The organism is Streptomyces sp. UH6, assembly GCF_013421635.1.
GTDB classification, from domain to species: domain Bacteria; phylum Actinomycetota; class Actinomycetes; order Streptomycetales; family Streptomycetaceae; genus Streptomyces; species Streptomyces abyssomicinicus.
The window spans coordinates 1-10,926 of record NZ_JACADT010000093.1; the positions used below are offsets into that span (position 1 = coordinate 1).

The 10,926-nt window shown below is 72.2% G+C and carries 11 protein-coding genes; 6 read left to right on the forward strand and 5 right to left on the reverse strand.

Going from position 1 to position 10,926, the window contains the following annotated elements:
- Positions 1 to 41: 41 nt before the first annotated feature.
- Both HW445_RS08325 and mca read right to left on the reverse strand, forming a co-directional pair.
- On the reverse strand, positions 42 to 275 hold the full coding sequence (locus HW445_RS08325; protein WP_180220380.1) for a hypothetical protein: 234 nt from the start codon (positions 273 to 275) through the stop codon (positions 42 to 44).
- Positions 268 to 1,149, reverse strand: a complete 882-nt coding sequence (gene mca / locus HW445_RS08330; protein ID WP_180220381.1) for a mycothiol conjugate amidase Mca — start codon at positions 1,147 to 1,149, stop codon at positions 268 to 270. The genes HW445_RS08325 and mca overlap by 8 nt, the downstream gene beginning before the upstream one ends.
- A 165-nt stretch (positions 1,150 to 1,314) precedes the next feature.
- Between mca and HW445_RS08335 the strand changes: the two genes are divergently transcribed.
- A complete protein-coding gene (locus HW445_RS08335) occupies positions 1,315 to 1,740 on the forward strand; it encodes a DUF4307 domain-containing protein (RefSeq protein WP_180220382.1) in 426 nt (141 codons plus the stop codon).
- 158 nt (positions 1,741 to 1,898) lie between these two features.
- A complete protein-coding gene (gene greA / locus HW445_RS08340) occupies positions 1,899 to 2,396 on the forward strand; it encodes a transcription elongation factor GreA (RefSeq protein WP_180220383.1) in 498 nt (165 codons plus the stop codon).
- Between the two features lie 94 nt (positions 2,397 to 2,490).
- Here greA and HW445_RS08345 read toward each other — a convergent pair whose 3' ends face one another.
- Positions 2,491 to 3,372, reverse strand: a complete 882-nt coding sequence (locus HW445_RS08345) for an ABC transporter permease (protein ID WP_180220384.1) — start codon at positions 3,370 to 3,372, stop codon at positions 2,491 to 2,493.
- A complete protein-coding gene (locus HW445_RS08350) occupies positions 3,369 to 4,340 on the reverse strand; it encodes an ATP-binding cassette domain-containing protein (RefSeq protein ID WP_180220385.1) in 972 nt (323 codons plus the stop codon). Before HW445_RS08350 ends, HW445_RS08345 begins: the two co-directional genes overlap by 4 nt.
- A gap of 140 nt (positions 4,341 to 4,480) precedes the next feature.
- On the opposite strand from HW445_RS08350, the gene HW445_RS08355 reads away from it, so the two are divergent.
- Positions 4,481 to 5,635 carry a cystathionine gamma-synthase gene (locus HW445_RS08355; RefSeq protein ID WP_180220386.1) on the forward strand — a complete coding sequence of 385 codons (1,155 nt, stop codon included), beginning with the start codon at positions 4,481 to 4,483 and terminating at the stop codon, positions 5,633 to 5,635.
- A 104-nt stretch (positions 5,636 to 5,739) separates the two neighbouring features.
- Here the strand turns inward: HW445_RS08355 and HW445_RS08360 are convergent, their stop codons facing one another.
- The gene (locus HW445_RS08360; protein WP_257230928.1) at positions 5,740 to 6,285 is read right to left on the reverse strand and encodes a MarR family winged helix-turn-helix transcriptional regulator; all 546 of its coding nucleotides are present in this window, start codon (positions 6,283 to 6,285) and stop codon (positions 5,740 to 5,742) included.
- Between the two features lie 183 nt (positions 6,286 to 6,468).
- Here HW445_RS08360 and ilvA point away from each other — a divergent pair, with 183 nt between their 5' ends.
- The 3 genes from ilvA to HW445_RS08375 all read left to right on the forward strand — a co-directional run bounded on the left by ilvA (position 6,469) and on the right by HW445_RS08375 (position 10,897).
- Entirely contained in the window at positions 6,469 to 7,698 is a 1,230-nt protein-coding gene (gene ilvA / locus HW445_RS08365) for a threonine ammonia-lyase (RefSeq protein ID WP_180220387.1), read from the forward strand.
- Between the two features lie 179 nt (positions 7,699 to 7,877).
- Positions 7,878 to 9,005: a hypothetical protein gene (locus HW445_RS08370; RefSeq protein WP_180220388.1), complete on the forward strand. Its 1,128-nt coding sequence runs from the start codon at positions 7,878 to 7,880 to the stop codon at positions 9,003 to 9,005.
- 245 nt (positions 9,006 to 9,250) lie between these two features.
- Positions 9,251 to 10,897: a M48 family metallopeptidase gene (locus HW445_RS08375; RefSeq protein WP_180220389.1), complete on the forward strand. Its 1,647-nt coding sequence runs from the start codon at positions 9,251 to 9,253 to the stop codon at positions 10,895 to 10,897.
- Positions 10,898 to 10,926: the final 29 nt, after the last annotated feature.

A 10,926-nucleotide genomic window follows, 5' to 3' on the forward strand; every position in this document is an offset into this window, starting at 1 on the left:
GGGCACGGGCGGCTGCCCCGCGCGGCGGCGGGAGCCCGGTCCTACTCCTTGGAGGAGGACGCGGCCGGCGCCGAGGACGCGGCCTCGGCCTCGTCCTCGAGCCCCACCCGCCTCGCCCGCTCCATGTGCTTGTTCATGGACTTCATCAGCCCCCACACCGCCAGCGCCATGACGGCGAAGACGATGAACCCCAGCACGCCCGGGGTGACCTTGTCCTTGTCGAATTCCTCCGCGGCCAGAACCAGGAGGCTTGCGCTTGCGCTCATGTCAGCCATTGTCCCGGATGCCCGCGAAGAGGTCCGACTCGGGGATGGAGGTCGTCACCAACGACTTCGCCAGCTCGTACTCCTCGGTGGGCCAGATCTCCCGCTGGAGATCCAGCGGGATCCGGAACCAGCCGCCGTCGGGGTCGATCTGCGTGGCGTGCGCGATCAGCGCCCGGTCCCGCGTCTCGTAGAAGTCCCCGCACGGCACGAACGTGGTGAGCGTGCGCTCGACCCGCTCGAACTCGTCCCACCGCTTGAGCCAGTCCCCGTAGGGGGACTCCAGCCCGCGCTCCTCCATCGCCTCGTGCAGCGCCACCGTGCGCGGCCGGTTGAAGCCCTGGTTGTAGTAGAGCTTCTGCGGCTGGAAGGCCGGCCCGTACTCGGACTCGGGGTACTTCTCCAGGTCCGTCGCGCCCTCGAAGGCCACCATCGTGATCTTGTGGGTCATGATGTGGTCGGGGTGCGGGTAGCCGCCGTTCTCGTCGTACGTGGTGATGACCTGCGGCCGGAAGGACCGGATCTGCCGCACCAGCTCGCCGGCCGCCTTGTCGACGTCCTCCAGCGCGAAGCAGCCGTCGGGGAGCGGGGGCAGCGGGTCGCCCTCGGGAAGGCCGGAGTCGACGAAGCCGAGCCAGGCCTGCTTCACGCCGAGGATCTCCCGCGCCGCGTCCATCTCCTTGCGGCGCACCTCGTGGATGTTCTCCTCGATGTACGTGTCGCCCTGGAGCTTCGGGTTCAGGATCGAACCGCGCTCACCGCCGGTGCAGGTCACCACGAGGACGTCCACGCCCTCGGACACGTACTTGGCCATGGTGGCGGCGCCCTTGCTCGACTCGTCGTCGGGGTGGGCGTGGACTGCCATCAGTCGCAGCTGCTCGGTCAAGGCTCAATCCTCAGAGATCGGTCGGCGCCCGGGCGGCGCACACGCGTGGGCGAGCGGTCCCCGGTGAGGGTGGGTCCCATCCGCGCCTTCTATAGTGACGGAATCGGGGGACGATTGATTCCGGGGTCCGGACCCGACCTCCGCCCCCGCCCGGAAGGACCGATCATGAGCACGGCGAACACGCAGCCCACCGGGCAGCAGCCGCCCGCCGGCCGTTACGGCCGTGCCGCGGACGCGGCCGGGGACCGCGGCTCCGACCGCACCCTGAAGGCCGTGGGCGCGGTGCTGGGCGTCCTGCTGGTCGCCGTCGTCGCCTGGTTCGGTTTCCACCACGTGGGCGGCAGCGAGATCAGCGGTCAGCTGATCACCTTCAGGACCGCCGACGACTCGGTCCGGGTCGAGCTCGAGGTCTTCAAGGACGACGGCGTCACCGGCTACTGCACGGTCCGCTCCCAGGCCGAGAGCGGGGCCGAGGTCGGCCGCGCCGACTTCCGCTTCGACGAGGACTCCACCCGCGTGCTCAAGACGGTCACCCTGCGCACCACCAGCCGCGGCACCACCGCCGAGCTGCTGGGCTGCCACACCGGCTGACGGCGTCCGCCCGGCCGGCGGCGGCCCGCCGTCCGGCGGGCATTTCTCCTCCCACTTTCGCGGCGCGATTGTTAGGCTCGTGGTTTCGCCCACCCATGAGGGACCATTCTTCTGGGTAGGGCGTTGCTTTGTATTCCCAGTACGGACGAGGAGCACCTGTGACCCAGACCAGCGAGAACGTCACCTGGCTCACCCAGGAGGCGTACAACAAGCTCAAGGACGAGCTTGCGTACCTTACTGGTCCTGCGCGCACCGAAATCGCCGCCAAGATCGCGGCCGCGCGCGAAGAGGGCGATCTGCGGGAGAACGGCGGCTACCACGCCGCCAAGGAGGAGCAGGGCAAGCAGGAGCTCCGGGTGCGGCAACTCCAGCAGCTGCTGGAGTCGGCGCAGGTCGGTGAGGCGCCGGCCGCCGACGGCGAGGTCGCTCCGGGCATGCTCGTCACGGTCGCCTTCGACGGCGACGAGGACGACACCCTCACGTTCCTGCTCGCCTCCCGGGAGTACGCCAGCGAGGAGATCGAGACGTACTCCCCGCAGTCCCCGCTCGGCAAGGGCGTGATCGGCCACGCGGTCGGTGAGGACGCGGAGTACGAGCTGCCGAACGGCAAGAAGGCCTCCGTGCGCATCCTGAAGGCCGAGCCGTACAAGGGCTGAGCCGCCGGACGCGCAGGACACGCGATCCAACGACGGGACCCCCGGGCGTCGGCCCGGGGGTCCCGGTGCGCCGTACCGCGCCGCCGCGCGTCCCTCACACGGTGGCGGACCGGTACTTGCGCACCGACAGGGTCCGGAAGATCACGATGATCGCCACCGAGTAGACCAGCGACGCCCACACCGGGTGCTGCATCGGCCAGGCGTCCGAGGTGGACCGTCCCGGGTTGGCCCACAGGACCCGGCAGGCCTGCACGATCGCGCTGAACGGGTTCCACTCGGCGATGTGCCGCAGCCAGGGCGTCATGTTGGACGGGTCGACGAACGCGTTGGAGATGAAGGTCACCGGGAAGAGCCAGATCAGCCCGCCGTTGGTGGCCGCCTCGGGGCTGCGCACCGACAGGCCGATCAGCGCGCCGATCCAGGTGAAGGCGTAGCCGCAGAGCATCAGCAGTCCGAACCCGGCGGCCACCCGGAACGCGTCGGTGTCGCCGTTCGTCCCGACCCGCCAGCCCAGCAGCAGGGCGACGGACGCCAGGATGAGCACGGTCAGCGCCGTCTGCACGAGGTCGGCCAGCGTCCGCCCGGTGAGCACCGCGCCACGGGCCATCGGCAGGGCGCGGAAGCGGTCGATGAGCCCCTTGTGCATGTCCTCCGCGATGCCCGCGCCCGCGCCCGCGGTGGCGAAGGTGACGGTCTGGGCGAAGATGCCGGCCATCAGGAAGTTCCGGTAGTCCGCGGCGCTGGTCGACCCGCCGACCATCAGGGACCCGCCGAACACGTAGGTGAACAGCACGACGAACATGACCGGCTGGATGAGCCCGAAGAGGACGATCTCGGGGATCCTGGTCATCCGGATCAGGTTGCGCCGCGCCACGATCAGCGAGTCGCGCCAGGACTGCCGCACCCCGCTCCCGCGGCCCGCGACGGGGCGGCGCCCCCCTCCCCCTCCGGTCTGCGTCCCGGCGACGGCACTCATGCGGTTCCCTCCTCCTCGGCGGCCGCCGCCTCGGCCATGTGACCGGTCAGCGAGAGGAACACGTCGTCCAGGGTGGGGCGTCGCAACCCCACGTCGTCCAGTTCGACGCCCCGGGCGTCGAGCTCACGGATCACCTCGGCCAGCAGCTTGGGACCGCCGCTCACCGGGACGGTCAGCCTGCGGGTGTGCTCCTCCGTGGCGAGCTCGCCGACCCCGACCCGGGTGAGCACGGCGGCCGCCTCCGGCATCAGCTCCCGGGCCCGGACGATGACCTCCACCCGTTCACCGCCGGTACGGGCCTTCAGCTCGTCGGAGGTGCCCCGGGCGATCACCCGGCCGTGGTCGACGACCGCGATGTCGTGGGCGAGGTGGTCCGCCTCCTCCAGGTACTGGGTGGTCAGCAGCAGCGTCGTGCCGCCGGAGACCAGGTCCTTGATCACGTCCCACAGCTGGAGCCGGTTGCGGGGGTCGAGGCCGGTGGTCGGCTCATCCATGAACATCACCGGCGGCCGCACCACCAGCGCTGCGGCCAGGTCGAGGCGGCGGCGCATGCCCCCGGAGTAGTTCTTGGTGATGCGGTCCGCCGCGTCGGTGAGGTGGAACTGTTCCAGCAGCTCGGTGGCCCGGGCCTTCGCGTCGCGACGGCCCATCTGGTAGAGCCGGCCCACCATCACCAGGTTCTCCCGCCCGGTGAGGTACTCGTCCACGGCGGCGAACTGGCCGGACAGCCCGATGCTGTGCCGTACGGCGTCGGGGTCCTTCAACACGTCGATCCCGGCGACCACGGCGTTGCCGGCGTCCGGCCGCAGCAGCGTCGTCAGGCAGCGCACGGCGGTGGTCTTCCCCGCGCCGTTGGGACCGAGCAGTCCCAGCACGGTCCCCTCGGGAACGTCCAGGTCCACGCCGTCCAGCGCCCGCACGTCCCCGAAGGTCTTCACCAGCCCCTCGGCCCGAATGGCCCCCGGCATGTCGCCTCCGGCCCACCTCGACAACGATCCGGTTCCGAGCCTAGGTTTCCCCGGCCGATCCCGCCCGTCGAGCGGCACGGGGGCCGTACGGGCGTCACCGCGGCGTGGTGTCCCGCGAAGACCCGTTACGCTCGGTTCGCATGAGTGACAAGCACTTCAGCGAGCACTTCGAGACGCTGGCGATCCACGCGGGCAACACCGCCGATCCCCTGACCGGTGCCGTGGTCCCGCCCATCTACCAGGTCTCCACGTACAAGCAGGACGGCGTCGGCGGCCTGCGCGGCGGCTACGAGTACAGCCGCAGCGCCAACCCCACCCGCACCGCCCTGGAGGAGAACCTCGCCGCCCTGGAGGGCGGCCGCCGGGGTCTCGCCTTCGCCTCCGGCCTCGCCGCCGAGGACTGCCTGCTGCGCACCCTGCTCGCGCCGGGCGACCACGTGGTCATCCCCAACGACGCCTACGGCGGCACGTTCCGCCTCTTCGCCAAGGTCGTCTCCCGCTGGGGCGTGGAGTGGTCCGTGGCGGACAGCGGCGACCCGGACGCCCTGCGCGCCGCGATGACCCCGAAGACCAAGGCCGTCTGGGTGGAGACCCCCTCCAACCCGCTCCTCGGCATCACCGACATCGCCGCCGCCGCGCAGATCGCGCACGACGGCGGGGCTCGCCTGGTCGTCGACAACACCTTCGCCACGCCGTACCTCCAGCAGCCGCTGGCGCTCGGCGCGGACGTGGTGGTGCACTCGCTCACCAAGTACATGGGCGGCCACTCCGACGTGGTCGGCGGCGCGCTGATCACCGCGGACCAGGCGCTCGGCGAGGAACTCGCCTACCACCAGAACGCCATGGGCGCGGTGGCCGGGCCGTTCGACTCGTGGCTGGTGCTGCGGGGCACCAAGACGCTGGCGGTGCGGATGGACCGTCACTCGGAGAACGCCGGGAAGGTCGTCGACATGCTCAGCCGTCACCCCAAGGTGACGAAGGTGCTCTACCCGGGCCTGCCCGAGCACCCCGGGCACGAGGTCGCCGCCAAGCAGATGCGGGCGTTCGGCGGCATGGTGTCGTTCCAGGTGGCCGGCGGCGAGGAGGCGGCGGTGGCGGTCTGCGACCGCGCCAAGGTCTTCACGCTGGGCGAGTCGCTGGGCGGCGTCGAGTCCCTGATCGAGCACCCGGGCCGCATGACCCACGCCTCCGCGGCGGGCTCCGCGCTGGAGGTGCCGGCGGACCTGGTGCGCCTGTCCGTGGGCATCGAGAACGCCGACGACCTCGTCGAGGACCTGCGCCAGGCCCTGGGCTAGTCACCTCGTGGGGCCGGCCTCACCGCGGGCCGGCCCTCCGGGCGTCGTGCCGGGCGGTGCACCGGTGGTGCGCCCGCCCGGACGTCCCTCCCCCGGCCGGGCCGTCAGGAGTCCGACGGCCCGTCGGAGGACTCGGCGGCGGAACGGCCGCCCGACTGCATCATCCGGTCGGAGAACGCGTCGTTCATCCGCGTCAGCAGCGTGCAGAACACGTGGCGTTCCTCCTCCTTCCAGTCGTCGGTCAGCTCCGCCATCAGCTGACGGCGCGACTCCCGGACCTCCTCCAGCCGGCCCCGGCCGCGGGCCGACAGGTCGAGCACCACCGCGCGGCCGTCCTCGGGGTGCGAGGTCCGCCGGACCAGCCCGGCCTCGACCAGCGGGGCGACCTGGCGGGTGACCGTGGAGGAGTCGATGCCCATCCCGGCGGCCAGCGCCTTGACGCCCATCGGGCCTTCCTGTTCGAGCCGGTGGAGAAGCAGGTACGCCGCACGGTCCATGGAGTCGCGCAGCCGACCGACGGCACCGAGCCGGGTCTGCTCGGCACGGCGCGCGAACAGTGCCATCTGGTACTGGAGCGCTTCGAGGAGACCGTCGTCGTCGGGGGTCGTCACGTCCATCGACTCCGTCGAGAGGTCGGGTGCAGTGGGCATGGCCGGAAGCTCACTTCGATCTGGGCCGGTGATGGGGGACAGGCTACGCGGACTGACACCGGCACGTAACGACCCTGTGGAAAACCCGTGTGCACAGGTGTGCTCCGCGCCCGGGGCACGGGGGCGGCCCGCCGGTTTTCCACAGGACGGGTGGCGGAAGGCTCCGCCTGCGAGACTGGGCGCATGAACCACCGCACGACCGCGGCCCTGCAGCCCGTCACGCTCGACGACGTGCGCGGCGCCCAGAAGATGCTGTCCGGCATCGCGCGGGTCACCGGCATGGAGGGCAGCAGATACCTGTCCCGGCTGGTGGGCGCCCCGGTGCACCTGAAATGCGAGAACCTCCAGCGCACCGGTTCGTTCAAGCTGCGGGGCGCCTACATCCGCATCGCCGGCCTGCTGCCGGAGGAGCGGGCGGCCGGTGTGGTCGCCGCCAGCGCGGGCAACCACGCGCAGGGCGTCGCGCTGGCGGCCTCGCTGCTCGGCGTGAGGGCGACGGTCTTCATGCCGAAGGGCGCGCCCCTGCCGAAGATCAGCGCCACCCGGGAGTACGGCGCGGAGGTCATACTCCACGGCCAGGTGGTCGACGAGACCATGGCCGCGGCGACGGCGTACGCCGAGGAGACCGGCGCCGTCTTCATCCACCCCTTCGACCACCCCGACGTGATCATCGGGCAGGGCACGGTCGGCCTGGAGATCCTGGAGCAGTGCCCCGAGGTGCGGACGATCGTGGTCGGCATGGGCGGAGGAGGTCTCGCCGCCGGGGTGGCGGTGGCGGTGAAGTCGCTCCGGCCGGACGTGCGGATCGTCGGCGTCCAGGCGGAGGGCGCGGCCGCCTATCCGCCCTCCCTGGCGGCAGGCCACCCGGTGGCCGTGCCCCGCCCGGTGACGATGGCCGACGGCATCAAGGTGGGCAAGCCCGGCCAGGTGCCGTTCGCGCTGGTCAGCGATCTGGTCGACGAGGTGCGCACGGTCGGCGAGGACCAGCTGTCGGCAGCGCTCCTGCACTGCCTGGAGCGGGCCAAGCTGGTGGTCGAGCCGGCCGGGGCCAGCCCGGTGGCGGCCCTCCTCGCCGACCCGGGCGCGTTCCGCGGTCCGGTGGTCGCGGTGCTCTCCGGCGGCAACGTGGACCCGGTCCTCCTTCAGGGCGTGCTGCGGCACGGCATGTCGGTGCAGGGCCGCTACTTCGCCGTCCGGGTGCGCCTGACCGACCGCCCCGGCTCCCTGGCGACGCTGCTGGCCGTCCTCTCCGAGATGGACGTCAACGTCCTGGACGTCAGCCACCGCCGTACCGCTCCCCACCTGGGCCCCGCGGAGGCCGAGGTGGAGGTCCACCTCGAGACCAAGGGCCCCGAGCACTGTGCCGAGGTGAACCGCGCCCTGCGCGCGGCGGGCTACACGACGGCGGACTGAGCGGACACCGACCCGGACCGGACACCGGCCCGACCCCGACGGGACCCGACACCGACAGGACCCGACAGGACCCGACACCGGCCGGGCCGGGTGCTCCGGGTTCGGGTCCTCCGCCCGGGGCGGGGCCAAGATCGCCCCCACGTTGGCCTCACCCCCACCCCGTCTGGTTCGCTGGTGGCATGGAATTCATCTGGGTGCTCTTCGCCGTCGCCTTCCTCGGCTTCGTCGTGGCGTCGATCTACCGCCGCAGGAACGCCGCCGGCGGCATCGCGCTGGCCCGCCCCGGCGACCCCGACGCGGCGGACCCGGCGGCGTACGGCTTCCTCCGCCAGGAGAACCTGGACGTCCGGCTGCCCGGCCCGGACCAGGACCTGGTGGACGTGCTGGACCTGGTGCAGCGCACCGAGGACCACCGGGCGGCCGCCCAGTTGCTGGCCGGCACCGAGACGGAGGGCGAGCGGCGCTGGCAGCGGGTGCAGGCCTTCGCCGGCGCGGCCTCCCTGGAGCTGGCCCGCAAGCCGGCCGGTGACCCCACCCGGACCCCGGGCGGCCAGTGGCTGCGCGTCTGGCGGACCGAGCAGCCCAAGGACCCGGGCGGCGCGGCCGTGCACGCGGAGTTCCTGGTCCAGCAGGCGTGGCGCACCGCGACCCCCGGCAGCGACGAGTTCCGGATCATCATGGAGGAGGCGAAGGAGGCCTGCGGCCGGGCCGCCCTCCTCGCCCCCGGCGACCCGGTCCCGTACATCACGGAGCTGTCGGTGGCGCGCGGTCTGGGCTACTCCCGCGAGGAGTTCGAGCAGCTCTGGCTGAAGCTGCTCGACCGCGCCCCGCACCACATGGGCGCCCACCTCGCCGCGCTGCACTACTGGTGCGAGAAGTGGTACGGCTCCCGTGAGCTCGCCTACTCCTTCGCCGAGGCGGCCGCCGCCCGCGCGCCCCAGGGCTCCCTGCTCTCCGCGCTCCCGCTGTTCGCGGTCTTCGAGCACCTCCAGGACCTCACCCTGGTGGCCAACCTCTACGAGAGCGAGGTCGTCACCAAGGCGATGCACGGCGCGCTGTACGCCGCCGGCCAGGCCCGTCCCGAGGACGCGGTGCTGCCGCACGTGCGCCACCTGCTGATCTGGTTCCTGGTCAACTCCTCCCGCTGGTCGGAGGCGATGGGCCAGCTGATCCACGTGGACGGGCACGTGGGCGCGCTGCCGTGGACGCTGAGCCAGGACCCGGCGGCCGAGTACGCCGTCTACCGTGCCCTCGCCGTGGCCGGCTTCGAGGCCAACGGCGGCAGCCCGGCGTCACTGCTGCGCTGACCAGGCGTTACCCCAGGGTCTCCGCCCTCGGTCATCCGGAGCCCGCCGCCCCGAACACCTTTGCGGTTCGGGGCGGCGGTGCGTCATAATCCGCTGCCCCCACAAACGGCCCCGGCCGCGCCTTGTCATGCCCTTTTCCTTCTCTGATTTCCTTCTCCGCTTTCCTTCTCCGCTTTCCTTCTCCGCCCCGTCGCTCCGCCCTGTCGCCCCCGTTGCCCTCTTTCCGTGATGTGTAGGGAAGCTCCATGAGTTCCACGCTGCGGGCCGTACGCGCCCTGATCCTGCTCGCGGGATTCCAGCTGCTCAGTCTCGTCCTGCTCGGTGTCCTGGCGGCCGTCGACTGGGCCGCCGTCTACGCCCCGAGCAGCGTCACCAGCAAGGTCTGGCTGGTCTCCGTCGTGCTCGCCGTCCCCGTGATCCGGGGCATGTTCATGCTCCGGCTGCCGAAGCTCGAGGAGCCCCCGGGCGTCCCGCTCACCGAGGAGGCCGAGCCCCGCCTGTGGGCCGTGGTCCGCGAACTGGCCGAGGCCGCCGGGACGCGCGCCCCCGACGCCATCGTCCTCACCGCCGACGTCAACGCGTCCGTGATGGAGCACCCCCGCCTCGGCGGCCTGCTTCCCGGCCGCCGCAGCCTCAGCATCGGCCTGCCGCTGCTCACCGGCCTGAGCGAGGCCCAGTTCCGCTCCGTCCTCGCCCACGAGTACGGCCACTACGTCGGTGGCGACACCCGCCTCGGCCCGGTCGTCGCCCGTGGCCGCCGGCAGATCCAGCGCACCATCGCCCACTTCCACGAGAAGGCCGACAAGAAGGTCGCCCAGGAGCGCGCCGAGCAGGAGAAGAAGTCCGCCCGCCGGGTCGCCAAGGGCAAGAAGGCCAAGGAGATCGACACCACCGGCGCCGGCGCCACCTACCGGGCCATGGCGAAGATCTACACCTGGTACGGCAAGTTCTTCCTGCGCGCCTCGCTGTCGACCGGCCGGGGCCAGGAGTTCGCCGCCGACCGCAACGCCGCGCGCCTGGCCGGCCGGGACGCCACCGCCTCCGCCCTGCGCGAGATCCCGGTCCTCGCCAACGCCTACGACTTCTACCTGGAGCGCTACGCCACCCTGGGTCTCGACGCCCGCACCATGCCGCCGCAGGGTGCCTTCTTCGGCGGCTTCGGCGACATGCTGAGCGCCCGCGAACTCCAGCTCGCCGAGATGCGGGCCGAGCTCCCCGAGCCGGAGCGCTCCCCCTACGACTCGCACCCGCCGATCGCCGAACGCGTCCACGCCGTCGAGTCCCTGCCGGACGACGGCCGCGCCGACGACGGCCGCGGCGCCGCCCTGGACATCCTCGGCGACGCGCGCGGGGTGGCCGCCGCGCTGGAGCCGGCCGTCCTGGCCGACGAACTCCTGGGCTTCCGCCGCGCCGCGGACTGGTCCGACGTCCTCAACTCCGGCATGACCGCGCGCCTCTCGGAGCTGGACACGCCGCTGCACCGGGCCCTCGCCTTCTACACCAAGGAGGCCCCGACCCTGCCCGCCCTGCTCCAGGTGATCGACGAGGGCCGCCTCTGGCAGCTCGCCCGCCGCCTCCCCCTCTCCGACGAGGCGTCCGCCGCGCAGGGCCGCGCCTTCCGCGAGTTCGTCCGCTCGCCGCTGGAAGGCCTCCTGCGCACCTGGGTGATCTCCGAACTGAGCAACCAGGGGCTGCTGAACTGGGAGTTCTCCTGGTCCGAGTCGGCCACCGTGGTCCTCCCCGGCGACCCGGAGACCGCGGCCGACGCCCTCGACGCGGCCGTCGCCGCCGCGCTCGCCGACCTCCCCGACACCGCCCCGCTGCGCGCCCTCCTCCCGCCGACGTCCGCCGGGAACGGCACGGGCACCGGCACCGACATCGAAAGCGTGTGATGACCGTACTGCTCTGGATCCTCGGGATC

Coding starts and splice junctions, on each gene's coding strand:
- HW445_RS08325 (WP_180220380.1), bottom strand. CDS start 275: ATGGCTGACATGAGCGCAAGCGCAAGCCTCCTGGTTCTGGCCGCGGAG.
- HW445_RS08335 (WP_180220382.1), top strand. CDS start 1,315: ATGAGCACGGCGAACACGCAGCCCACCGGGCAGCAGCCGCCCGCCGGC.
- HW445_RS08345 (WP_180220384.1), bottom strand. CDS start 3,372: ATGAGTGCCGTCGCCGGGACGCAGACCGGAGGGGGAGGGGGGCGCCGC.
- HW445_RS08350 (WP_180220385.1), bottom strand. CDS start 4,340: ATGCCGGGGGCCATTCGGGCCGAGGGGCTGGTGAAGACCTTCGGGGAC.
- HW445_RS08355 (WP_180220386.1), top strand. CDS start 4,481: ATGAGTGACAAGCACTTCAGCGAGCACTTCGAGACGCTGGCGATCCAC.
- HW445_RS08360 (WP_257230928.1), bottom strand. CDS start 6,285: ATGCCCACTGCACCCGACCTCTCGACGGAGTCGATGGACGTGACGACC.
- ilvA (WP_180220387.1), top strand. CDS start 6,469: ATGAACCACCGCACGACCGCGGCCCTGCAGCCCGTCACGCTCGACGAC.
- HW445_RS08370 (WP_180220388.1), top strand. CDS start 7,878: ATGGAATTCATCTGGGTGCTCTTCGCCGTCGCCTTCCTCGGCTTCGTC.
- HW445_RS08375 (WP_180220389.1), top strand. CDS start 9,251: ATGAGTTCCACGCTGCGGGCCGTACGCGCCCTGATCCTGCTCGCGGGA.